We start from the raw sequence: 24,144 nt of genomic DNA on the forward strand, positions 1-24,144 counted from the left end.
CGAATGGGCTTTAAAGCGAGAAGAAATACCCTCAGCGGCGGTTACGCACCAGTTGGTAGCGGCGGGTCAGGTATTCCACCGGCACACTCCAGATATGCACCAGGCGGCAGAATGGGAACAGCACGAACAACGTCATGCCCAGCACCATATGCAGTTTAAAGATCGGCGCAACGCCCACCAGATGCTCAGATGCGCCAGTATGGAAGGTCACCACTGCCTGTGCCCAACCCACCAGCTTCATCATCTCGCTGCCGTCCATATGTTGGGCGGAGAACGGAATGGTCAGCAGACCGAGGCACACCTGCACCACCAGCAAGGTCAGGATCATGATATCGGCAAAGCTGCTGGTCGCCCGCACCCGTGGGTTGGTCAGACGGCGTTTCAGCAACAGCGCACCGCCGATCAAGGTCATTACACCGCAGGCCCCCCCGGCGATCATCGCCAGCTTCTGTTTCACATCAACCGGCAGGAAAGACTCGTACATCCAGTGCGGCGTCAGCATGCCGAGGAAGTGCCCGGCAAAGATGCCCAAAATGCCGATATGGAACAGGTTGGAAGCCAACCGCATGCCCTTTTTATCCAGCATCTGGCTGGATCCGGCGCGCCAGGTATATTGCCCGTAATCGTAGCGCAGCCAACTGCCGATCAGGAAAATCGCGCCCGCCAGATAGGGGTAGATATCGAAAAAGAACTGATTTAAAAATTGCATGATTAGCGTCCTTTGGTTCCGGTTAGCGCATCCGTCAGGTCCAGGTATTGCGGTGCCACCGCGCCAGCAAAGCGCCGTTGGTGCGCCGCCTGCTGCGCCGAAGCGCAGCCCTGCTCGCCCAAAAACTTAACCTGTTCCTCTTCCCATACCGCGTCCAGCGCCTGCGGCGTGTCATCGCGGGCTTCTTTTGCTACCTGGGACTCCAGCGCCTGTGCCTGAACTTCGCTACCGGACAGCGCCAGCAGCAGATCAAACAGCACCGCATACGGGCTTTCCCGCTGCTGTAGCCGTGCACCCAGCAGTGCCAGGATCGGCGCGATATCCTGCAGCCCTCCGGCGGCCTGTTCCTTGCTGCGGCTGGCGAGATACTCCAGGTACAACGGCAGGAAGTCCGGCAGTTCGCGGCTGTCGATCTCCAGCCCGGCTTCGCGGTATTGCGCCATCAAATCGACCATCGCCTGACCGCGATCGCGTGATTCACCGTGCACATGTTCAAACAGCAACAGCGAAGTGGCGCGGCCACGGTCGAACAGCTCGCAGTATTCGGCCTGCACATCCAGCAACGGGCGGGCGCAAAAACGGCGAATAAACAGGATCAGCTGCGCGCTGTGGTGCAAATCCAGTTCACTGGCCGGTTCCAGCGCTTCCACCAACGCCTGTTGGTGGTCAAACAATGCCTGCTCCGGGTAGTCCAGCAGGCGGGCAATCACTTTCAGGCTGATCATGAGGCGTCCTCCTGACGAGGCGTTTTTTTCGTCACATCAATGGCGTCAATGCGGCGGCTGTTGAACAGGTTGAATTTGCCGTCGCTGCCGTGGCAACCATCGCCGAAGCTGAAGCCGCAGCCTTTGCTTTCCGGGAAGGCCTCACGCGCCAGTTCACGGTGGCTGGACGGGATCACAAAGCGGTCTTCATAGTTGGCGATCGCCAGATAGCGGTACATCTCCTGCGCCTGTGCTTCGCTCAGCCCCACCTGTTCCAGTGCGCTGGTGTCCAGCACGCCGTCAACGGTTTCTGCCCGTTTGTAATGACGCATCGCCAGCATGCGCTTGAGCGCCAACAGCACCGGGGCGGTATCACCGGCGGTCAACAGGTTGGCCAGGTATTGCACCGGAATACGCAGGCTCTCCACGTCCGGCAGTACGCCGCTGTGCGCCAGCTCACCGGCATCGGCGGCGGATTGAATCGGTGACAGCGGCGGCACGTACCACACCATCGGCAGCGTGCGGTATTCCGGGTGCAGCGGCAGTGCCAACTTCCAGTCCATCGCCATTTTGTATACCGGCGACTGCTGGGCAGATTCGATCACCCCTTGTGGGATGCCATCCGCCAACGCCTGGGCAATCACCGCCGGGTCATGCGGGTCGAGGAAAATATCCAGTTGGCTCTGGTACAGATCTTTGTCGTTTTCGACCGCCGCCGCCTGCTCGATACGGTCGGCGTCATACAGCAGCACGCCAAGATAGCGGATACGGCCGACGCAGGTTTCCGAACACACCGTTGGCTGGCCGGATTCGATGCGCGGGTAGCAGAAGATGCATTTCTCGGACTTGCCGCTCTTCCAGTTGAAATAGATTTTCTTGTACGGGCAGCCGGTCAGGCACATGCGCCAGCCGCGGCATTTATCCTGATCGATCAGCACAATGCCGTCTTCGCCACGCTTGTAGATAGCCCCGCTCGGGCAGGTCGCGACGCAGGCCGGGTTGAGGCAGTGTTCGCACAGGCGCGGCAGGTACATCATGAAGGTGTTTTCGAACTGGCCGTACATCTCCTTTTGCATATTGTCGAAGTTTTTATCCTTCGAGCGCTTGGAGAATTCACCGCCGAGGATCTCTTCCCAGTTCGGACCATTTTCAATCTTCTTCATGCGCTGGCCGGTGATCAGCGAGCGCGGCCGGGCGATCGGCTGATGCTTGCCCTGCGGCGCGGTATGCAGGTTCTGATAGTCGTAGTCGAACGGCTCGTAGTAGTCGTCCAGCGCCGGGACGTCCGGGTTGGCGAAAATCTTCGACAGCAGGCCGACACGGCCGCCCATGCGTGGCTCCAGCTTGCCGTTGATTTTACGGATCCAACCGCCCTTCCACTTTTCCTGATCTTCCCAGGCGTGCGGATAACCGACGCCGGGCTTGCTTTCCACGTTGTTGAACCAGGCGTACTCCATGCCTTCGCGGCTGGTCCAGACGTTCTTGCAGGTCACCGAACAGGTGTGGCAACCGATACATTTGTCCAGGTTCAGCACCATGCCGACTTGTGAACGAATTTTCATTTTGCTTTCTCCTGCTGGCTGCCCTGCGAGTCGTCGTTACCTTCACCGTCTAACCAGTCGATGCGGTTCATCTTGCGCACCACCACAAACTCGTCGCGGTTGGAGCCGACAGTGCCGTAATAGTTGAAACCGTAAGCCAGTTGGGCGTAACCGCCGATCATATGGGTCGGTTTCGGGCAGACGCGGGTCACCGAGTTATGGATGCCGCCGCGCTGGCTGGTGATTTCCGAGCCGGGAATATTCACGATGCGTTCCTGCGCGTGGTACATCATGGTCATGCCGGCCGGAATACGCTGGCTAACCACCGCCCGCGCAGTGAGCGCGCCGTTGGCGTTAAAGGCTTCGATCCAGTCGTTGTCCTCAATCCCTAAGTCTTTGGCGTCGTCCTCACTCATCCAGACGATCGGCCCGCCGCGCGACAGGGTCAGCATCAGCAGGTTGTCACTGTAGGTGGAGTGAATACCCCACTTCTGGTGCGGCGTCAGGAAGTTCAGTGCCTTCTCTTTATTGCCGTTCGGCTTCTGGTTCAGCAACGGCTGCGCGGCCCGGGTGTCGATCGGTGGACGGTACACCAGCAGGCTCTCGCCAAAGGCACGCATCCACTCATGATCCTGATACAGCTGCTGGCGGCCGCTGATGGTGCGCCATGGGATCAGCTCATGGACGTTGGTATAGCAGGCGTTATACGACACATGTTCGTCTTCCAACCCTGACCAGGTTGGGCTGGAAATGATTTTGCGCGGCTGGGCCTGAATATCACGGAAGCGGATTTTTTCGTCTTCCTTGTTCAGCGCCAGATGGCGGTGATCGCGACCGGTCATCTTGCCCAGCGCGTCCCATGCCTTGACCGCAACCTGTCCGTTGGTTTCCGGTGCCAGCGCCAGGATCACCTCGGCGGCATCGATGGCGGTTTCAATCTTCGGTCGACCGGCGGCCGGGCCTTCCGTCTTGACGTAGTTGAGTTTTTTCAGGAAGTCGACTTCGGTCTGGGTGTTCCAGCTGATGCCTTTGCCGCCGTTGCCCAGCTTATCCAGCAGCGGCCCCAGCGAAGTGAAACGCTCATAGGTGGCTGGATAATCACGTTCTACCACCATGATGTGCGGCGCGGTTTTACCGGGGATCAGATCGCACTCGCCTTTTTTCCAGTCTTTGACGCCGTAAGGCTGTGCCAGCTCGGCGGCCGAATCATGCTGGATCGGCAGCGTCACCACGTCGGTCTCCTGGCCCAGATGCCCGACGCAAACTTCGGAGAAGGCTTTGGCGATGCCCTTGTAGATCTCCCAGTCGCTTTTCGAGTCCCAGGCCGGATCAACCGCCGCCGACAGCGGGTGAATAAACGGATGCATATCCGAGGTATTCATGTCGTCTTTTTCGTACCAGGTGGCGGTCGGCAGCACGATGTCGGAATAAAGACAGGTGCTGGACATGCGGAAATCAAGCGTCACCACCAGATCCAGCTTGCCTTCACCGCCGTTATCCAGCCATTCCACTTCCTCAGGTTTGGCACCGCCCTGTTGGCCCAGATCCTTGCCCTGAATGCCGTTTTCGGTACCCAGCAGGTATTTGAGCATGTACTCGTGGCCCTTGCCGGATGACCCCAGCAGGTTGGAGCGCCAGACGAACAGATTGCGCGGGAAGTTCTGCGGGTTGTCCGGCTGTTCGGCGGCGAAGTTCAGGGTGCCTTTTTTCAGCCCTTCAACGGTGAAGTCCAGCGGCGACTGACCGGCGGCTTTCGCCTGTGCCGCCAAATGCAGCGGGTTGGTACCCAACTGGGGAGCTGACGGCAGCCAGCCCATGCGTTCGGCGCGCACGTTAAGGTCGATCAGGCTGCCGCCAAAGCGGGTTTTGTCCGCCAATGGCGACAGCAGCTCTTCGGTGCCGACGGTTTCATAGCGCCACTGGCTGGAGTGGTTGTAGAAGAACGAGGTGCTGTTCATATGGCGCGGCGGACGCTGCCAGTCGAGGCCAAACGCCAGCGGCAGCCAACCGGTCTGCGGGCGCAGCTTTTCCTGGCCGACGTAGTGCGCCCAGCCACCACCGCTCTGGCCGACGCAGCCGCAGAAGATCAGCATATTGATCAGGCCGCGGTAGGTCATGTCCATGTGATACCAGTGGTTGACACCGGCACCGACGATAATCATCGAACGGCCATGGGTTTTCTCGGCATTGTCGGCAAACTCACGGGCAATGCGGATAATGTTGTGGCGCGACACGCCGGTGATCTGCTCGGCCCAGGCCGGAGTATAGGCTTTGACGTCGTCGTAATCGGTGGCGCAGTTGACGTCATCCAGACCACGTTCGAGGCCGTAGTTAGCCAGGGTCAAATCGTAAACGCTGGTCACCAGCGCTTCGCTGCCGTCTGCCAGACGCAGGCGTTTTACCGGCAGCTTGTGCAGCAGGATCTCGTCCAGCGCCACGCTGTTGAAGTGTTCGCTCTCGGCACCGCCGCTTTTGATGCCGCCAAAGTAAGGGAAGCCCACTTCGGCCACCTCGTCGTGTGCGCCCAGCAGGCTGAGTTGCAACTCGACTTCCTGCTGATCTTCACCGGCGCGCTGTTCCAGGTTCCATTTGCCCTGCTCGCCCCAACGGAAACCGATCGACCCCTGTGGGGCCACCAGTTCGCCGCTGCGTTGATCAATGGCGACGGTTTTCCACTCGGGGTTATTTTCCTGCCCCAGGCTATCGACCAGATCGGCGGCACGCAGCAGGCGTCCGGCGGCGTAATGCCCCTCTTCGCGCGGCTCCAGCAGCACCAGCATCGGCATATCGGTGTAACGACGCACGTAGTCGCGGAAGTACCCCACCTCACGATCCAGGTGGAACTCTTTGAGCATCACGTGGCCCATCGCCAACGCCATGGCGCTGTCGGTGCCCTGTTTTGGGTTCAGCCATTGGTCACAGAGTTTGGCGACTTCGGCGTAGTCCGGCGTTACCGCCACGGTTTTGGTGCCTTTGTAGCGGACTTCGGTGAAGAAGTGGGCGTCCGGGGTACGCGTCTGCGGCACGTTGGAGCCCCAGGCGATAATGTAGGAAGAGTTGTACCAGTCGGCCGATTCCGGCACGTCGGTCTGCTCGCCCCAGGTCATTGGCGAGGCCGGTGGCAAGTCGCAATACCAGTCGTAGAAGCTCAGGCAGGTGCCGCCAATCAGCGACAGATAGCGAGCCCCGGCGGCGTAGGACACCATCGACATCGCCGGGATCGGTGAGAAGCCGATGATGCGGTCGGGGCCGAAGGTTTTGGCGGTATAGACGTTAGAAGCGGCGATCAGTTCGTTCACTTCCTGCCAGCTGGAGCGGACAAAACCACCGCGTCCGCGTGCGACCTTGTAGCTTTTGGATTTTTCCGCATCGCTGACGATCGAGCCCCAGGCATCGACCGGATCGCTGTGCAGCGCTTTGGCCTCACGCCACAGTTTGATCAGGCGTTTACGCATCAGCGGGTATTTCAGGCGGTTGGCGCTGTACAGATACCAGGAGTAGCTGGCGCCGCGTGGACAGCCGCGTGGTTCATGATTGGGTAGGTCTGGGCGGGTACGCGGGTAGTCGGTTTGCTGGGTTTCCCAGGTCACCAGGCCGTTTTTCACATAAATCTTCCAGCTACAGGAGCCGGTGCAGTTCACCCCATGGGTGGATCGCACAATCTTGTCGTGCTGCCAACGGCTGCGGTAGCCGTCTTCCCAGTCGCGGTTGGTGTTCAGCGTCTGGCCATGTTCGCCAGAAAAGGGTTCCGCCAACTGCTTAAAATAGCGGAATCGGTCTAGAAACTTGCTCATCCGGAGTTCTCCTGAAGGCTTTCATTGTTATATGAAGTGACATTGCTCAATCTGCCGCCAGCCTACTAATGCGGTTGCGGTGGCAAATTGATTGCGATCAAGAGAACGGAGGGAGAAGAACGGCGGCAGCGGCGTGACTACCCCTAAAGTATCATGGCAAGTATTGGGTTTAATGAATTGAAAATATTATAGAAATGATGAGTCAGATGTTCGAGGGGATATGCTGCGGGGTCAGTCGGGGTATTTGGGGGTAGGATGCGGGCGGGTGCCCGCATCCTTGACGGCAATGTTGCTGTTATTGGTGGGAAAGACGCATTAGCCGAGATCCATCTCATGGCCGATCCACTCGCCGCTGTCGCGATTAATCACACGCAGATACTGCTCATATTCCTGTTCGCCGTAGAACAGGTTCAGCAACGGCGTTTTATAAAATGACTGCCACATTTGCCCCAGCATGATCGGTCGGCGCGGGACATAAATGTTCTCGATCAGGTTATAGCCGGTAGCCATCAGCATGAAGCACAGGAAGAAGTAGTTAAACCTGCCGCGGATAAACGAGCTCTGATGAGCCACGTAATAAAACAGCAGAAAGACCGACGCCACGCTGGCATAGCGGCTGGCCGCCTGTAACGAGCTGGAACACAGGAAAACAAACACCACCAGCCAGGCCGCGGTATTTTTGATGTCCCCCGTCTGGTTGCGCATTGGGTGAGCCAGCATGAAAACACCGAGAAACAGCGCCGGAAACAGCACAATCAGGAAGTTAATCATCCCGTTGGCATTGCCGGAGGTCAGGTAATCGCTGGCATACATGCCGGAGGTATAGACGTCGGAATAACTGTTGATGCCGGAAATCGTAATATGGGAAACGATAAACGGCAGCGCGAACTTGGCGGTCAGCAACGCAATGGCGCTAAACACCACCGTCAGCAGGCGGTTCAGGCGCATCACCCGGCTGCACAGAAATACCCCGACCAGCAACATGCTGGAAAAGTGGGTCAGCATGGCAAACAGCATCAGACCGGCGGCGAGCGGCCGATTTTGCTTATGGCAAAACAGCACTATCGCCAGCGTCATCACCGCCATCGAGAAACCAAAACGCAAGCCCATGCCGATGATAAACGGGTTGATCAAAAACAGCACCGCCAGATGCAGCAACACAAACTGCCGGGCTGAAAACACCTTGCCGGAGTGCAGCATGACAATATTCAACGCGCTCAGGTAACAGTAAACCGACAGCGCGACGTACAGCCCCGGGATGACGAAGAACGGGATACCCAGCGTTTTGAAAATATAAAAGTTGGCGTACAGCACCACGTCCACCTTGCCCTGAATGACATCACCCAGGCTGGTGGCCGAGTTAATGGCATCGTAATTGGCAAAGTGGCGATAGAGATCCGCCAGCGGCGGGATCTTGATAAAGAAGAAGAAAAAACACAGCGCAATCAGCAGATAGGCCACCGTGTTTTTCTTTCCCGCCCGCAGCGTGGCAATACTGTGCAGCAAGGCGAACAGCGGTACCGTCAGCAGCAGCACGCTGCCGATCAGCGTAGAACGTTCAAAGCGCATAATCATCCTCTGGAAAGGGTTGTTCTCTTATCTGTATTGCTGAAACGTCAGAACGGCACGCCACGGAAGAACACATTGCGGATGATATTTTTCATGTATACGCCGGCCATCAGGCCACTATTGACATAAACAATGCCCTTCAACCCGTACACCACCCCGGCCAGGCGGTTCTTGCCGTCGGTAATGATGCGCGAGTTAATGCAGGTATGGCGCAGCCGCATGATGTTGCGCGCCCGGCCTGAGATCTGCGGCATCAATCGCTGCTCGAACTGCATTTTATTGCGATAGCCAATAATGCCTTTCGGGCTGGAAGTGATGCGTTCACCGTCGTGGTCGTTGTGCACCGCCAGCCGTTCATGCAGCGTGCCCACCTTCGCCCCGGCCGCCAACAGCCGGTACAGGAAGATATGGTCCTGGTAGCGTGGGGTATTGAAGAAACCACGCACCGCTATCGCCATGCTGCGTCGCAGCATAATCATCGGCGTGTAGGCCACACCGGCCAGCATAAAGTCTTCCAGCCCCTCGCAACGCGCCCGGTAATAATGCTCGGCGCTGATCTGGCCGTCCTTCAGGATATCCATATCGCACAGGCTGACGTCGTAATCCCCCTGCTGCATAAACGCCAACTGGCGGGCGATTTTCTGCGGATGGTAGTAGTCGTCATCATCCAGAAAGGCAATGTACTCGCCGCGTGAGCGCAGGATCCCGCTGTTACGCGCCTGCGCGCCACCGCCGTTATGCCGACGCGGATAATAGATAACCTGCCCCCGTTCGATATAGCCGGCCAGGCGTTGGCGGGTCGCCAGGCGTTGTGCATCGCCCTGCGGGTTGTCATCCACCACGATAATCTCCAGCGGGCGATGGGTTTGCGCCAGCACGCTGTCGATGGCGCGTGCCAGCAGTTCACTGCGGCCATAGGTGGGTATGATGACGCTGACGGTAATACTCATATATAGATTTGCCCCAATTAACATAGGTGCGCCGCTATCCGCGCAGGTTATACAGCCGGGCCATCAGGTAATAAGCCAGCGGGCTGCGGTAGAACAGTCGGTTCTTGCGGCTCAGCATTTTACGCTCTTCCGCCCGCAGGCCGGAGTAGCGGCGTTTCAGTTCACGGGTTTCGCGCAGCGCGTCACGCAGCCCGAAAAAGTCCAGTCCCACCAGCAAACGTGCCTTCAGCGTGGTGACGAACAGCACCGAGTAAAGCCCATGCCCCATCCCCTGGCGGCGTCCACTGTCGGCACCGTCGAGCGCATAATCCAGATCATCCAGATCGCGTCGTTTGGGTGCACGCGTGATGCCATTCGGGTTGGCGCGGTAGCCCACCAGCGGCGTGTCGCAAACCACGATACGTTGCGCTTTCAGATAGAGTTGCGGAATCAGCTGAATGTCTTCGAAATTGCGTCCCGCCGGGAAGCGTGCCTGATCGAACAGCGTTTTGCGGTAAATACGCGCCCAGGCGAACCACATGCTGCGGTTGAAGCTGTCCGCCAGCAGCGCCATATGAGCATCACGCTGCTGCGGCGCGGCATTGCCGGGCACGATAGCCATAGTGCCGTCCGACTGGATCTTGCCGTTGTTGATCGTCGAGAAGCGCTGGGCATTGAACGCCACTATGTCTGCCTGCGGGTTATCTGCCAGCAGGCGGCCTAAAATGCTGAAATACCCTGCCAGCAGCACGTCATCGGAATCGAGAAAACCGATATAGCGCCCTTCCGCATGGACAATGCCACTGTTACGCGCTTCGCTCAGCCCCTGGTTTTTCTGCCGCAGAATACTGACCCGCCGTTTGTGTTGCGGGTAACGACACAGCACCTCTTCGGCAAGTGCAATGGCACCATCCGGGCTGCCGTCATCCACGATGATCACTTCCGCCCAGTCCGGCAGCTGCTGCAGCACTGAGCACAGGCAGGCCTCAATATAAGCCTCGACCTTATACACCGGAATAATCAGGCTCAGAGTGGTATTCATGATCGGTTATCCTTGGTTTTCTTTTTGAAGTTGCACCCTGACCGCCCGGCTGCCCATCGACGGCAATTCAGCCTCGATCTGCCGCTGGCCTTGCGCCTGCCAGCCCGCCGGCAAGTCAAAGCGCGCCGACATGGGCCGGTAGTAAGGGTTGGCGATCAGCACCAGGCCCTGCTCGCCATTGATAAACAGCCTGGCCGGGATGGCGGTATTGTTGCCCTGTAACAAGGTGCTTTCGCCGGAAAGCAGGTAAGGGCTAAAGCTGACAATCTGCTGCGCCACGCTGGCCACCCCCTGCCAGATAGCATCGAACTCCTGCTGGCTAAAACCACCGCGTTGGCGCTTGTAGAACAAGTCGGTATAGGAATAAAACAGAATGCCTTTGGCCCCGCCAATCAGCCCCAGCCAGGCCTGATTGCGGATCTCCGCCTCCGTCGGTTGGCGTGGCTTGCGACCCGGCGCATAAGCGGCGTGATCCATAATCTGCATCACCAACCAGGCCCCTTTGACCTGCCGCGCCACCTGACTGGTGATGCGGCTGTACTCCAGGGTGCGCGTCAGGTCGGCGTCTCGGCCAACCGGGTAAGGATCGCTGGCCAGCACGTCCGAACTGTTGAAATAGGCGTTGAGCGTGCCGGTCTTGTCCAGCACCTGGAACGTCAGGTGATCCGGATCCAGGCGTTTTACCTGCAAATGCTTTTGCTCGATCTGCGGCACGTATTCCGGCCCCAGTTCGTCGTTGATATACCAGGCCAGCAGGTTCGGCTGGTGTTTGAACCTTTCCACATAGCTCGCCGTCAGTTGCGGATAGCTCATTTTGGTTTCCGGCGCGAACCGGGTACCGGCATACATGTCCTTGAGCGAGAAAATCACCTGCAAACCGTACTGCTGGGTTTTGCGGAAATAGTTATCGGGATCGCGGCCGGTGCCGTAGTTGTAATTGAGCAGCGTGTTAAAACCGGCATCGCGGATGCGCGCCAGATGCTCATCCGTCGCCATTTCACCGTACATGTAAATACCCAGCGGGAAGAAGCGCTTGCCCTGTTTCAGGGTATAGCCCTGGGCATCCAGCGCCACTTTAGGCTGCGCACGACCGACACTGATCGGCATTTCGCTTCGCTGGCTGCGCTGTGAGGCCACATCCGTCACCTGCTGCTGCAGGCGATACTCCCCGGCAGCCAAATCGGCCGGCAACGGGAACTCCACCTGCTGTTTGCCACTAATACGGTAACAGCGGCTGTCGTGCTTCACGGCGGTGTTTTTGTCGTCGACCAGCGTGCTGTCCACCTGCACCTGTTGCGGATCCACCACTTCGATCAGGCTCGATGCCGCGCCGTTGGCACTGCGCATCTGGTATAACTCCGGCGCTACCGGCTGCTGACAGGCGTAGACGTCATCAAACCAGGCGCTGCCGGTGGTGCCCTGGCGCAGATAAACACCCAGCACCACCTTCACCGCCCGTGGCGGCACCCGAAAATCCCCGGTGACCGGCTGCCAGCCGCTGGTGCCCAGCAGGCCCTGCGGATAGCTACCGGCCAAAAAACGCCCCTGATCGTCATAGCTTTCGATAAATACCCCGGCGCCCTGATTATCCCCCTTGCCCTTCAGGTTCTCACCGCGCACCCAGCTGCCAAAAGCCAGTTGCTGACCGGGTTTAACCGCCAGCGTCTGCAGCATGTTGTGGTAGTTGGCGGGGTTGTGATTTTGATAGAACAGGCTGCTCTGGCCGCCATGACCACCGGCCACCACCTGCGCGGAAGCCAGTGACCAGTCCGCGCCGCCCTGCTCGAAACCGGGATCCTGCAGCAGGTTATTGCTGCAGGGGGCGGCATTGGCCAGCCCGGAGCCCACCAGCAGGCAGGCCGTGCTTAGCTTGCTGAGTTTCATTGGCGTTTCATCACCGCGTTGTACAGATAAGAGAAGAACAGATAACAGGACTTCTGGTAGGAGAGCCCGAGATGACGGCGATAAATCTGCCATTGCCAGTCGGCCGCCTGGATTTTATTGCCGGATAACGACTGTGCAGAAAGGCGGTAGAAGGCCAGCGGTTCGGGAATGCAATACGCCAGGTGGTTACGCGCTTTTTCCAGCACCGACAGCCACATCACATAGTCCTCGTGCCCGACCTTGCTTTGATACACCTTGCCGATCTGGCGCTGGTTGTACATGCCGGTCAGGTTGCCGATCCAGTTACTTTTCAGCATGTCCTGGTATGCGATGATCTCGCCGGAACCCCGGTAGTTTTTCACCCGCGCCGGGTCATCTTCGAAGGTGTAATAATGCGAGCACACCACGTCATAACGGGAAGTCTTCAGGATGCCAACCTGGCGCGCCAGCTTGTTCGGGTGCCAGACATCATCGCTGTCGCAGAACGCAATATAATCGCCGCGTGCCGCTTCAATCGCGATATTGCGGGTTTCGGCCACCCCCTGGTTGGTATTGTTGCGAATGTAGGTCAGGCGATCGTGGATAAAAGGCTTCACCACCTCGGCGGTCTGATCGGTGGAAGCGTCGTCGATCACGTACAGGTGATAATCCTGATAGGTCTGGTTCAGCACCCCGAGGATCGACTGTTTGATAAAGCCCGCGGCGTTGTAAGCCGGCATGATAACTGAAACTTTTTCCATCTTAACCTCCAGCGATAAGCTGTTGCCATTGGGGATAAATACGCTCAGGGATGAACTGCTGTGCCCGTTCCAGCGAGTGCAGAGAGAAGCGCTGACGCAACTCGCCGTCCTCGATCAGCGCCAGCGTGCGTCGGCTGAAGGCCTCGATATCGCCCTCCGCCACCAGATAGCCATTACCCGCGTCATCGATCAATTCAGCGGGCCCGGTCTGACAGTCGAACGCCACCAGCGGCAGGCCGAAGCTCATGGCTTCAATCAATACCATCGGCAGCCCTTCGTAACGCGAAGTCATCAACAGCATCGCTGCCTGACGGTAGTGGCTGGCAATGTCTGCCGTTGCCGGCAGCAACTTCACCTGTTCACCCAGCCCGGCGGCGTCAATCTGCTGCTGTAACGTCGCGCGGTCCGGGCCGTCACCGACGATATGCAGTTGCCAGCCCGTCGTTTGCTGCGCCACCCGTTGCCAGGCGGCAATCAGACGATCAAAACCTTTCTGATGACACAGCCGACCGACCGCCAGCGCCACCGGCTGTTGCAACGTCGGCTGCGGTGCTTGCACCGGGAACGGGGAAACGTTCTCGATCACCCGACATTTACGTTCCGGTACCCAGCGGCTGATGGTGGCCAGATCTTTCCTGGTCAGCAGCACCGTACGGTCCCCCAACCGATAAACCAGCACCTTCAGCCATTTCATCGGCCAGGCGTATTGATGGAAGCTGACGTGTTCACTCAGCAACAGGCGGCTGCGCGGACAGAGTAAACGCAGGTACGGCACCATCAGCGACGAGAGTTTTCCCATCGAAACGGTGACGATCACGTCATAGCGACCACGCCGCAGAAACCACGCCAGGCGCCAGGGCCACAGCAGCGTTCTGCCGGGCATAAAGCGCAGGGTCACCGCGGGATCCAGCGGGTAAAACGCCCGGTCACCGCTGATCGACACCAGATCCACCTGATGGCCCAGACGCGTGGACAGCGCATTGGCCAGGCTGCTGGCGACCCGCTCGGTACCGCCCTTTTCGGCGATGTTCTCAATCACAATCGCTACTTTTCGTTGCTGCATGTCATCTCCGAAATCCCTCACGGGCGGTGCGCAACAGACGCCCCCCCAATGGAAATAGCCCCAGTCTGGCCAGGCAGTCGCCGTACAGTTTGATCGCCCTGAACTTGCTGCTCAGGGCATGGTGTTCGGTGCGCGACGAGTAATAGTTGAAGGCCTGCAGGTTCTCGCTGTACAGCGAGGCCAGCAGGTGTTTGCAGGCAAATCCGCTGATATAGCGGCCGCTGGTGTGCAGGTAGGCATCAATAAACTGTTCGCTGGCGTCGATGTTCATCCGGCAGCGATCCGTGTCAGCATCACCGCAGCGAATGAATACCCCGTGCCCTTCGTCAAAGGCCACCCTGGCCCCCAGATTGGTGGCATTGACTAAAAACCCCCAGTCCTGGTACTTGTAGAGGAATTCCGGGAATAAAAACCGTCGGTCCTCTTTTTTACGCAGGCTGATGGTGGAGGTGCGAATATCGCCCATATCGAGGAATAAAAAGTCGGCCCCTGCCGCCCCTTCCTTATAATCGAATCGGTAACTGCGAATGTTTTTGTCACTCACCGTGGCGTAATTACCAAAAATAATGTCCAGCCGGGTATCCTGATGGCGTTTCAGACGGCGGATAATATAGTTGGTACTGAAGGAGTCTTCCGGTTCAAGAAAGAAAACCACTTCCGCACGCGCCAGCCGAAAACCGGTATTACAGGAAACCGCAGTATTAGTACGTATTTTATTTTCATGCAGGCGCGCCCGACGATTGGCGGCCAATAAGCTGCGCATATTATCCAGCTCTGGTTTATCGGAAGCATTATCAACCACGATAATTTCATAATCAAAGCCGGAGCAGGCATTGGTCATCCGGACTAGCGTGGCGGCCAAACTGGCTGAGTTATTAAAAACGGGCATGACAATCGATAAGTCCATTTATTACCTCAACAATATATTATCATTTGGCATAACAACGTTATTGCCAACGGAATAGTTTGTTATCCCAGAATTTCCTTGTCCGGTTATTACCCCCCGTCCTGACGCGGTTAAAATTCGCGCAGCCTACCGGTTATTCAACTACTCCTGGAAATAACCTCCCCACTCCTGTTCAATGGTTTCTGGCATCAACCTTTGCAGGCCGGCCCCCGGGGTGAATGTCAGCTCGCCAAAATAGATACGTTGCTGCACCTGATAAAAATCGACACGAACATAGGAAAATTGCTCCGCAACCTGATGCGACAGCGCCAGCATTTGCTCCAACCGGCAGGGTTTGTCCATCGGCACTTCGCTGTTGGGCACCCCCAGGCGGATCTCGGTGCGGTTCCAGTCGGCATCAAAAAAGTCACGACGGTGATCGATAAAGCGCTGGTAATCGATCTGGATGAAAAACCGCACTTCACCACCGCGGTTAAAACAGTGGATCTTGATATCATTGGGTGTTTTGCCATCTTCCAGCAGCATTTTTTCCACCATCACACAGGGTGGAATATCCTTATAATGACGCTCGCGGTAGACCTGATAAAAATTCTGTCGCAGCCAGCTGTTGGTCAGCACTCTCAATTCATTGAAGCTGGTCTGGCTTTTATCAAACACCAGTTTGTTATAACCGCTGCCGTGATTGGCCTTAATAACAAATGCATCAGGCAGTGCCTCATACATCTCCTCAGTTAATTCATTACCCTGGGCATAAAGTTCAATCAGGTACTCTTCCCCCCACAAATTCTTGATGTACTCTCTAACCTGATATTTATCGGATAACTGAGTGTACATTGCCAGAGGATAGACTTTTCTGCGCATCAGTTTTTCGCTATACCCCACCGGCTTGGCCAGGTGCGGCACCTTGTGAAAAAACAAGGCGTATTTTAACTGATGATATAATGCGTCGGGTATATTACGGTAAAAACCCTTCACCAGATTATTTAGCATAAAGTTCTCGCACCTTCCCTATTAATTGAGGTAAACAACGGTAACAGGTGACCTGCAACCGGGTAATTTGTCCTCTCCTGAAGAAACCATTAAGTACAAAGAATGAAATAAACTCGGTGATCAGGGTGGAAATCGCAGCGCCCGCGATGCCGTAACGCGGTATCAACAGCAGATTCATCAGAACGTTGGCCAGGGCGGCCAGCGGCATTTTTATCGCGATAAACCGATAACCGCCAAACAGCACAATCGCCCGATAGGACACGGTACCCATCACCGAAAACAAAGAAGTCACCGAACACAGCGCCAGAATAGTGGCGGTTTCACGGTAGCTGTCACCAAACATCAGCGCCACTATCGGCCCGGGGAACAACGACAGCAGCAAAATGACCGGCATCGAAAGCAGCAGCACCACCAGATACAACAACTGAATGCGCCCTTCCTGCTCGACCTGGGTGCGGGCATTTGCCACCCCCGGCATCATCGAGGTAATCAGCGCGATCGGCACAAAGATCCACCCCTGACTCAGGGTGATGGCGGCGCTGTACAGCCCAACGCTGTGCTCGCCCAGATAGTTGCCGATCATGATCTGATCGATACGGGTATAGATGACAATCGACAGTCCGGAGACCGCCAACGGCAGCCCTACCTTTAGCAGGTAACGCCCGTAGCGTCGTTGATGTCGCCCGCTGATCGGCCGCAGCCCACTGCGCTCTCGGCGAAACAGCACCCAACGCACCGCGTAGGGGATCAGGCTGCTCAACACATAAGGCACGGCAAACCACTCCAGCGGCAACCTGGCATGCACCAGCGCCAGCCGAACCACGATCGACAATAACAGCGCCAGATTGTTGATCAGCGTGTTCAACTTCGATTTCAGCAGGGCGTCGTAATAGATTTTATAAACGTCCTGCACCGAGAAATAAGCGCTGATCAGCATCAACGCCATCATGATCTGGCTGGTGCGATCCTGCGTCAGCAGCGCCCAGGCCATCAGCGGTACGGCGATCAGCGCAAACAACTGTCGGCGCAGGCGCATTGAGGCCAGCATCAGCCGGATACCGCTGTGCCGTCGCCGGGCGACGCGGTTAAACAACACCGCATCGGCCCCCAATTGCACCAGCGGTACGGCAATGGCGATCACCGACAGCAGGTAGTTAATCAGCCCGTATTGCGCCGGTCCCAGGTAACGCGCCACGTACACCGAAACGAAAATGCCTGACAGGCTCAGCGATACCCGTTCCAACATCAACCACAGGGAGTTCATCAGCATCGCTTTCATGCGGCTACTGGACCTTTTCCTGATGGCTGGGGTAAGCAAAGGCGTAGTACCCGGCATCGGTGGCGGTTTTCTTCACCATGCCGTTGAGGATCACCCCTTTAATGGTCACCCCGTTCTGCTCGAAGCGGCGGATACTGGTCTCAATCTGCCTGACGGTATTGACCTCAAAGCGCACCACCATCAGTGCGGTCCCGGCATGATGGCCCACGATGGCGGCGTCGGTCACCGCCAGCACCGGCGGCGTGTCGATCAGCACCAGATCATAGTTCTGCCCCGCCCAACGCAGGAAGTCGGCAAAGCGCTGGTGCATCAGCAGTTCAGACGGATTCGGTGGTACCTGACCGCGTGGCACGAAGTCCAGATTGGCGATATCAGTTTTCTTCACCGCCTGGTCTGGGGCGATCAACCCCGACAGCATGTCTGAAAGACCGCCCTTGGCGCTGTTGTTCAACCAGCGGTGCAAAAAGCCTTTGCGCATGTCGGCGTCGATCAACAACACCCGCTGACCGGCCTGGGCGATCACCACCGCCAGGTTGGTGCTGGTAAAGCTTTTACCGCTGGCGGGACTGGCGCCGGAGACCATCAGAATGTTGTTTTTGGCCTCCATCATGGCGAAGTGCAAACTGGTGCGCAGACTGCGGATCGCCTCAACCGACAAGTCCTCCGGTTCCTCTTGCGCCAGGATCGGCAGTTTGCCGCTGCTGCTTTTGGTCAACAATTGCTGCTGAGTACGATTACGCTTTTGCTGCCAGGGGGATAACGGCACCGTGGCATACACGCTGATGCCGCGCTTTTCCAGCGTATCGGTGTCACTGATGCCACGGTGAAGCGCGGCACGCAACACCACCACCGAGGCTGACAGCACACCGCCCATCAACAGAGCGAAGAAAACGATCATCATTTTTTGCGGCTGAACGGGGCGCAGACCGGTTTCCGCCTCATCGATAATACGGATGTTGCCCACCGTGCCGGCCTTGCTGATGCTTAATTCCTGCTGCTTGTTCATCAGTTGCATGTAGACCTGCTGATCCACCTGCACGTCCCGGGTCAAACGCAGAATTTCCTGCTGGGTTTTTGGCAAGCTCTGTACCTGCTTGCCCAACCGCGCCTTTTCCGCTTCCAGCGTGGCGCGCTTTTCCAACAGTGCCCGGTAGGCCGGATGTACGCGGGTATAAAGCTTGGAGATTTCCGCCTCTTTGAAGGTCAGCTCATTCAACTGGCCTTCCAACTGCACCTGAGTGTCCAGCACCGATTTGGCTTCCAGTGACAAATCCACCGAATCGTTCTGCTGACGGAACTGGTTAAGCTGATTCTCGGCGTTATTAAGCGAACTCTGGGTACGCGGCAACTGTTCGTGCAGGAAAGCCAGCATGCGCTGTGCTTCCTCGGTTTTGCGATCCACGTTTTGCTGCAGGTAGTTATCGGTGATGCTCTTAAGCACCGCCTCCGCACGCTGCGGATCCTCCCCCGCCAGGCTGAAGGTCATGATGCCGCTTTCCTTGCCACCGGGGGCGACATCCAGCATGTTGCGCAGATCGTCCACCGCTTTCTGACGTGGCACGTTAACCACGCTGAAGGTGGTCCCCGGCAAGGCTTCGAGCGCGGTCACATTGATTGCCCAGCCGCCCTGCTGCACTACCTGCCCAACGCTGCCACTGAACAGGGTTTTACCGTCATGGCTCAGGCTATAGCGCTGTTGATCTTCCGCCGTCAGGGTCAATTCCTGGCCCTGCATGATGGCCGGGACCTTCATGCCGGAGATATTCAGTACCGGGGGCGTTTCGCCGCTCAGGCGAGCAATGCCCTTGCCGAACAGCGGGAAGTATTCCGGGCTGATTCGCACCGTCAGGCCAAGGTCGTCAACGGTTTTGCCAATCACGTAGCGCGATTTTGCCAGCGAAACCTCGTCCTGGGTCGCCGAGTTTTGCCCGATGGATCCGCCAATCGAACTGTCCAGCGTTTCACGCAGCAACGAGTCACCCGAAAGCTGTTTTTCCACCTGCACCAGTGCGGTAGCCTGATAGATTGGCGTTGCCATCAACGCATAAGCGCAGCCGAGAATGCCGGCCACGCCGGTCACCAGCAGAATGCGCCAGCGGTTGTCCCACAGCGGGCCAATCAGTCGCTCCCACTCCAGTTTGTCGTCCTGCTCAGCCATCACAATCGGCAATGCATTGTTCTTCATCATCGGTTTTCCTTTAGTCACCGTTACGGGTTTACCAGTTACGTACCCGCAACGTGGCCTCGCTGAGGTCGTTAAAGCTGGAAATGGTCGGTGCCAACTGGCTGATCAAACGGTTCCAGCGCGCGATCGGCGCCGCAGTGACGTACACCACATCGTAAGGTTCCAACTGGAATTCGGTGCCCATCGCCAACGCGGAAGCATCAGACAGGTCGAACTGGTAGAGCGACGCCAGCCGCTGTGGCTGTTTGCCCCCGTTCGGGCGGATCACGAACACGCCGGTCGCGTCGGCGACCGTTTGGCTGATCCCTTCGGAGCTGCCCAACGCCTCGGTCAATGTCATCCCGCTGCGATCCATTTTCAGCGTCGACTGCTTGCCGACCTCACCCATAACGAACACTTTCAGTTCGTCGTTGCGCGGCACATACAGGATGTCGCCCGGCTCCAGCAGGTGGTTTTGGCTGATATCGCCACGTTGCATCAGTGCCTGCAGGGAAATCGGCTGCTCTTTACCCTGATGCGTCAACACCACGTTGCGCCAGTCGGCGTTGTCCGTCAGGCCGCCGGCGGCATTGACCGCATCAAGAATGGTCAGCGGCACGTTGGTCACCGCCTGCTGTCCTGAAGTTTTCACTTCACCGGTCACATAGACTTTTTGCGAGCGGAAGGCGGCAATGCTGACATCCACCTGCGGGCTTTCCACATAGGTGGCCAGTCGACCGGCAATCTGGTTACGCACTTCGCTGACGGTTTTTCCCACCACCTTCACCCGACCGATATACGGATAGAAGATTGAGCCGTCGGCATGTACCCAGTTGCCGGTGTCGCTGGCGCTGCGGTATTGTCCGGCCGGCGTGGTCAGTTCGGGATGATCCCAGACGGTGACGTTAAGCACATCGCCGACACCGATGCGGTACTGATAGCTTTGCAGACGCTGGTCCAGTGCCAGGTTTGGTCGCGCTACCGGCTCAACCCGACGCATTTTTTGCAGCAGCATCGGCGTAACGCGGTACACCTGGACCTGTTTATTCAAATCAAAGTCTTCGTCCGGTTGAGTCACTGTCTCTTTGCCATGGGTCGGCAGGTGTGAACCCGGAAAGGCAGTGCAACCACTAAGCAAAACGCTGGACAGCACCAGTGGCATCAAATGAGGCAAATGAAGGTTCATAACGGTACCGTGAGAAAACGGGCCGCCGTTGCGGCCCGTTGGAGGATTAACGATCGGCGGTAGGGTTATCGGTAAAGATCCTTGCCTGACGAGGTTCGTGCAGCAGGGCAAAATAACCGAAGAAGCAAAATACGAAAGCCAACAGCATCAGGTGGTCCGGCAACTGCAACACTTCGCTACAGATGCCCACGCAGGCCAAAGTGACCGCCAACATGCAGCTCATGGCCAGCGCCTGGCGTGCATTGAGGCCACGACGCATCAGAATGTGATGCAGGTGATCGCGCCCGGCCTTGAACGGGCTCTGGCGACGCAACAAACGCCGTACCATCACTGTCACCATATCCATCAGCGGGATGGCGATTAACCACAGTGCGGTCACCGGTCGTATTATTGCGTCGTCTCCCTGAGTAGCGACAATCAACAACCACAGCACACTGAAGCCAATAACCATGCTGCCAGCATCACCCATGAAAATCTTGTTACGCGCACCGAACACGCTGAGGTTAAACAACAGATACGCCGCCAGAGCCGCTATCAGGCTCAGACACCACAACGCCTGCGCGTCATGCCCGGCCAGACCGAACAGGATGGCCAATGCCATAAAGGTGACACAGGACAGCGCGCCGAGCTGGCCGTCGATGCCGTCAACCATGTTATAGGCGTTGATCGCCCCCCATACCGCCAGCGGCGTAATCAGCAAGGCGGCATAACCCAGCAGTAACTCCTGGTGACCCCACAGATGCCCGAAGGAAGTAAGTTGCATCCCTGCTGCCAGCATCATCGCCAGCGCAATCCCTCCCTGCACAATGACGCGCGGCGCCACCGGCAGATCAAAACGGTCATCCAGCACTCCCAGCATCACCAACGCCGTGACGCACAACAAATAGGTAGTGCTGTGCGGCAGCCAGTCCGGTTGCCAGAAGGTCACCAGCGTCATGATCAGGTAAATGGCAATGCCGCCGACCAGCGGAACGTGTCCCTGATGACGCTTACGCGCATTGGGTTTATCCACTAATCCCACCGCTAACGCAGCACGCCGGGCAATAACCACCAGCATCAGCGCCAAAATAAATATCACACTCAGTTGATATAACATGATCCCTCCAGCGAATAAGCACGCTACCGCCCTTGAGTTACAGCTCCCAATGCGCTATTAACAGAAATAAAATTGACAGTGCCAGGATATAAGTCAGCATGAGTTAATCCTGTTAAATACAGATTTATCCGCTTGTCAGCGGTGAAAAATAAACAACCCTGATCTTAGAGAAAGTTATCTCTAGGAAAACTCGTGTTTAATTGTTCTTTCGATTGCCGAATCAAGTTCAATCGGCGCCACGAAATCACTTTGTACATTGCTTTTAAATTGTGTTCTGGCGCAGAATTTTTGCACCCGTACGCGGCTAATAGGGAATTTACGGCGACTTATTTTACTCACCAAATCCAATGCCGTTGCGCCACAGAGACCAAATAAATAGGGAATGCGAATAGTCTTATTACTTTTTCCTAATGAAGAAGAAATAACATCGACCAGTTGATTCATGGTGAAGTCAGGTTTATCAACATAATTACTGACCTGATAAGTTGCCTGCTGATCCAGCGCATGCTCCAGTCTGGCGGCAATATTTTCCACGTAAGCCATGGACTTCATATTATTGCCGCTGCCAATCATCACAAAACGACCGCTGGCGATTTGCCGGAACAGGTTATAGACGTTGCCACGATTATTTTCACCAAACACTACCGTCGGGCGGATGATGGTTAATTTGTTGCTGCCCTCGGCTTTGCGCCAGGCTTCGTAGACATACTCGGCCTCCAGCTTGGATTTGCCGTAATGGTTAAAGGGTTCGAAAAGCCCTTCTTCACCGGTTTCCTGGGTCACGAAACCGTAGACCGCCACCGATGAGGTAAAGATGATTTGCTTGATATTCAATGCCGAGGCCGTCATGCAAACATTGCGCGCGCCTTCAACATTAACCTGATAATACAGTGAGACAGGATCGACATTATCCTGATGCTCGGCCGCAAGATTAATCACGGCGTCACAATCCGCCAGTGACTGCCGCAGGGTCTCGGGCTGGGTTACATCGCCAAATTGATAAAGCTCAGGAAAATGCTCACTTGGCTTTTTATCCACGATGGTCAACACCAGGTCGTTACGCGCACTCAGACGTTTAACCAAACGCGTCCCGATAAAGCCGGAACCCCCGATGATAGCTACTTTACGCTTATCCATAATTTGTCACTCAACCCGGTTACCCATTATTCCCTACCGCACCATTGAGGCAGGACGCTAATTGGCGTTAGAACATGGAAACCAGACTGGACAAAACAGACCGAGCTTTCAAATAACAAATAATGAAATAAAAATATTGGCCGAATGTAAAATTATCGATAAAGGTGAAATATTATCTTGTGCTAATTTTTAACATCGTAAGCAACCTGATATTCCATGGTTTTATTCGGCAGTATAAGATTAATCTTACCCGTTCCCTGCGCATCTGAAGTTTCGTATTTCACTGGCTGTTTCAACTTTCCCTGTTTGGGATCGACACACTCTATGGTCGCTTGGTCCAGGCTTTCACCCTGATACAGACAAAGCAAGGTTTGTGGCCCATTGCTCCGGGAGTTGTTCAGCGTCAGGGTAAGTACCACGCGGGTATTGTTTTGAATATCATTGATAATGGGTGGGCGAGTTTGATTCCCCAGCACATATGAGAAATGTGAAATTATCAGCAAAGACACGAATACCGACAGATATTTTACAACTCTGACGGCAGGAACTGAGAAAAAACCTGCCGGCATCGGAATTTTTTTTCTTATTGACGTATTTTTAAGCGTTCCTGACGTGACAGACGGAGTAACTGGAGCCATATCCCTCTCGGGTTGCTCTATTTCTTCAGTAAGAATTTCATCATCTTTATTGTCATTTTCAGAAAGTTCCGCTTGAATATCTTTATTAGCATCCTCTTCAGCATTCCATATTTCGTCAGCGACGTATTCATCTTCTTCAGAAATAAAGTGAAAAACAGCCTTATTCTCAACCTTATAACCCAGGCGAGGAATAGTTCTGATAAGTGTATGCTCCGTATCACCGATTTTTTGGCGAATTGATTTAATTGTTTGATTTATCGTTGAATCTGAACAATAGGTTCCTTTCCATATGTTTTCTATAATTTCCGTACGACTAACCAGTTCAGGTGATCTGGCGACAAGAAGTGAAAGTATCTGATACTCCTTCCAACGTAGACGAAACTTTTCCCTGGACGGTGTCAGAACATCTAGATTCCTAATCTTTATTCTTTTATCAAGATTCACTTTTAATTTCCTTAGCGTGCCTGTCCTGCACACTTTGTATAGAAATATGAAAAAATGTTCAAGAAATTAAATGTAAACTCAACAGGTTGCATTCAATAGATATTAACTTTTATAAAAATTCGCTGATTTCATTTTTTACATTACCTCTCAAATGGAGGTTCTGATTCTTTGAATGTCTCTATTTCCCTGTTGGCATCATGGTTTCTTATCATGTTTACCGGCAATAAAATACAGCCAAATTGCTGTTTTAAAACACAAAATACAAATATGTTATAATATTGTTATTTAAGTGAAATTGTGAAATTTCATACTCACCACCAAGGACACC

General features: G+C 55.7%; 18 protein-coding genes. All 18 read right to left on the reverse strand.

The window, feature by feature from the left end:
- Positions 1-31: 31 nt before the first annotated feature.
- The 18 genes from narI to NHG65_RS15565 all read right to left on the reverse strand — a co-directional run bounded on the left by narI (position 32) and on the right by NHG65_RS15565 (position 23,816).
- Positions 32-709: a respiratory nitrate reductase subunit gamma gene (narI, locus tag NHG65_RS15480; protein WP_099064346.1), complete on the reverse strand. Its 678-nt coding sequence runs from the start codon at positions 707-709 to the stop codon at positions 32-34.
- Between the two features lie 2 nt (positions 710-711).
- Positions 712-1,434, reverse strand: a complete 723-nt coding sequence (gene narJ / locus NHG65_RS15485; protein WP_099064347.1) for a nitrate reductase molybdenum cofactor assembly chaperone — start codon at positions 1,432-1,434, stop codon at positions 712-714.
- Entirely contained in the window at positions 1,431-2,975 is a 1,545-nt protein-coding gene (gene narH, locus NHG65_RS15490; protein WP_085117243.1) for a nitrate reductase subunit beta, read from the reverse strand. The genes narJ and narH overlap by 4 nt, the downstream gene beginning before the upstream one ends.
- Complete coding sequence (locus tag NHG65_RS15495) at positions 2,972-6,748, reverse strand: nitrate reductase subunit alpha (protein WP_099064348.1); 3,777 nt, start codon at positions 6,746-6,748, stop codon at positions 2,972-2,974. Before NHG65_RS15495 ends, narH begins: the two co-directional genes overlap by 4 nt.
- Before the next feature lie 315 nt (positions 6,749-7,063).
- Positions 7,064-8,317, reverse strand: a complete 1,254-nt coding sequence (locus NHG65_RS15500) for an EpsG family protein (RefSeq protein ID WP_261416513.1) — start codon at positions 8,315-8,317, stop codon at positions 7,064-7,066.
- A 47-nt stretch (positions 8,318-8,364) separates the two neighbouring features.
- Positions 8,365-9,267, reverse strand: coding sequence for a glycosyltransferase family 2 protein (locus tag NHG65_RS15505; protein WP_414072693.1), 903 nt, complete (start codon positions 9,265-9,267; stop codon positions 8,365-8,367).
- Positions 9,268-9,301: 34 nt separating this feature from the next.
- Positions 9,302-10,288 carry a glycosyltransferase family 2 protein gene (locus NHG65_RS15510; protein WP_283603436.1) on the reverse strand — a complete coding sequence of 329 codons (987 nt, stop codon included), beginning with the start codon at positions 10,286-10,288 and terminating at the stop codon, positions 9,302-9,304.
- Positions 10,289-10,294: 6 nt separating this feature from the next.
- Positions 10,295-12,172, reverse strand: coding sequence for a carbohydrate binding domain-containing protein (locus NHG65_RS15515; protein ID WP_499182362.1), 1,878 nt, complete (start codon positions 12,170-12,172; stop codon positions 10,295-10,297).
- Positions 12,169-12,912, reverse strand: a complete 744-nt coding sequence (locus tag NHG65_RS15520; protein ID WP_099064353.1) for a glycosyltransferase family 2 protein — start codon at positions 12,910-12,912, stop codon at positions 12,169-12,171. The genes NHG65_RS15515 and NHG65_RS15520 overlap by 4 nt, the downstream gene beginning before the upstream one ends.
- 1 nt (position 12,913) lies before the next feature.
- Positions 12,914-13,975 carry a glycosyltransferase family 4 protein gene (locus tag NHG65_RS15525; protein ID WP_283603438.1) on the reverse strand — a complete coding sequence of 354 codons (1,062 nt, stop codon included), beginning with the start codon at positions 13,973-13,975 and terminating at the stop codon, positions 12,914-12,916.
- Between the two features lies 1 nt (position 13,976).
- On the reverse strand, positions 13,977-14,882 hold the full coding sequence (locus NHG65_RS15530; protein WP_099064355.1) for a glycosyltransferase family 2 protein: 906 nt from the start codon (positions 14,880-14,882) through the stop codon (positions 13,977-13,979).
- Positions 14,883-15,023: 141 nt separating this feature from the next.
- The gene (locus NHG65_RS15535) at positions 15,024-15,872 is read right to left on the reverse strand and encodes an ATP-grasp fold amidoligase family protein (protein WP_099064356.1); all 849 of its coding nucleotides are present in this window, start codon (positions 15,870-15,872) and stop codon (positions 15,024-15,026) included.
- Positions 15,862-17,151 (reverse strand): flippase, encoded by a 1,290-nt coding sequence (locus NHG65_RS15540; protein ID WP_283603439.1) that lies wholly within the window; start codon positions 17,149-17,151, stop codon positions 15,862-15,864. The genes NHG65_RS15535 and NHG65_RS15540 overlap by 11 nt, the downstream gene beginning before the upstream one ends.
- Before the next feature lie 4 nt (positions 17,152-17,155).
- A complete protein-coding gene (locus NHG65_RS15545; RefSeq protein WP_499182363.1) occupies positions 17,156-19,339 on the reverse strand; it encodes a polysaccharide biosynthesis tyrosine autokinase in 2,184 nt (727 codons plus the stop codon).
- Between the two features lie 28 nt (positions 19,340-19,367).
- Entirely contained in the window at positions 19,368-20,501 is a 1,134-nt protein-coding gene (locus tag NHG65_RS15550) for a polysaccharide export protein (protein WP_099064359.1), read from the reverse strand.
- A gap of 46 nt (positions 20,502-20,547) precedes the next feature.
- Complete coding sequence (wecA, locus tag NHG65_RS15555; protein WP_207979004.1) at positions 20,548-21,597, reverse strand: UDP-N-acetylglucosamine--undecaprenyl-phosphate N-acetylglucosaminephosphotransferase; 1,050 nt, start codon at positions 21,595-21,597, stop codon at positions 20,548-20,550.
- 180 nt (positions 21,598-21,777) lie between these two features.
- Complete coding sequence (locus NHG65_RS15560; RefSeq protein ID WP_207979003.1) at positions 21,778-22,734, reverse strand: NAD-dependent epimerase/dehydratase family protein; 957 nt, start codon at positions 22,732-22,734, stop codon at positions 21,778-21,780.
- A gap of 182 nt (positions 22,735-22,916) precedes the next feature.
- On the reverse strand, positions 22,917-23,816 hold the full coding sequence (locus NHG65_RS15565) for a transcriptional regulator (protein ID WP_099064362.1): 900 nt from the start codon (positions 23,814-23,816) through the stop codon (positions 22,917-22,919).
- Between the last annotated feature and the right edge of the window lie 328 nt (positions 23,817-24,144).

Origin of the sequence: Serratia myotis (assembly GCF_027474885.1) — a bacterium.
GTDB lineage: Bacteria > Pseudomonadota > Gammaproteobacteria > Enterobacterales > Enterobacteriaceae > Serratia > Serratia proteamaculans.

Bases quoted from the DNA above. Each gene is read 5' to 3' on its own strand.
- NHG65_RS15505 (WP_414072693.1), bottom strand. From the start codon at position 9,267: ATGAGTATTACCGTCAGCGTCATCATACCCACCTATGGCCGCAGTGAA.
- NHG65_RS15560 (WP_207979003.1), bottom strand. From the start codon at position 22,734: ATGGATAAGCGTAAAGTAGCTATCATCGGGGGTTCCGGCTTTATCGGG.
- NHG65_RS15510 (WP_283603436.1), bottom strand. From the start codon at position 10,288: ATGAATACCACTCTGAGCCTGATTATTCCGGTGTATAAGGTCGAGGCT.
- NHG65_RS15500 (WP_261416513.1), bottom strand. From the start codon at position 8,317: ATGCGCTTTGAACGTTCTACGCTGATCGGCAGCGTGCTGCTGCTGACG.
- NHG65_RS15495 (WP_099064348.1), bottom strand. From the start codon at position 6,748: ATGAGCAAGTTTCTAGACCGATTCCGCTATTTTAAGCAGTTGGCGGAA.
- NHG65_RS15545 (WP_499182363.1), bottom strand. From the start codon at position 19,339: ATGATGAAGAACAATGCATTGCCGATTGTGATGGCTGAGCAGGACGAC.
- NHG65_RS15550 (WP_099064359.1), bottom strand. From the start codon at position 20,501: ATGAACCTTCATTTGCCTCATTTGATGCCACTGGTGCTGTCCAGCGTT.
- NHG65_RS15530 (WP_099064355.1), bottom strand. From the start codon at position 14,882: ATGGACTTATCGATTGTCATGCCCGTTTTTAATAACTCAGCCAGTTTG.
- narI (WP_099064346.1), bottom strand. From the start codon at position 709: ATGCAATTTTTAAATCAGTTCTTTTTCGATATCTACCCCTATCTGGCG.
- NHG65_RS15540 (WP_283603439.1), bottom strand. From the start codon at position 17,151: ATGAAAGCGATGCTGATGAACTCCCTGTGGTTGATGTTGGAACGGGTA.
- wecA (WP_207979004.1), bottom strand. From the start codon at position 21,597: ATGTTATATCAACTGAGTGTGATATTTATTTTGGCGCTGATGCTGGTG.
- NHG65_RS15525 (WP_283603438.1), bottom strand. From the start codon at position 13,975: ATGCAGCAACGAAAAGTAGCGATTGTGATTGAGAACATCGCCGAAAAG.
- NHG65_RS15515 (WP_499182362.1), bottom strand. From the start codon at position 12,172: ATGAAACTCAGCAAGCTAAGCACGGCCTGCCTGCTGGTGGGCTCCGGG.
- NHG65_RS15520 (WP_099064353.1), bottom strand. From the start codon at position 12,912: ATGGAAAAAGTTTCAGTTATCATGCCGGCTTACAACGCCGCGGGCTTT.
- narH (WP_085117243.1), bottom strand. From the start codon at position 2,975: ATGAAAATTCGTTCACAAGTCGGCATGGTGCTGAACCTGGACAAATGT.
- NHG65_RS15535 (WP_099064356.1), bottom strand. From the start codon at position 15,872: ATGCTAAATAATCTGGTGAAGGGTTTTTACCGTAATATACCCGACGCA.
- narJ (WP_099064347.1), bottom strand. From the start codon at position 1,434: ATGATCAGCCTGAAAGTGATTGCCCGCCTGCTGGACTACCCGGAGCAG.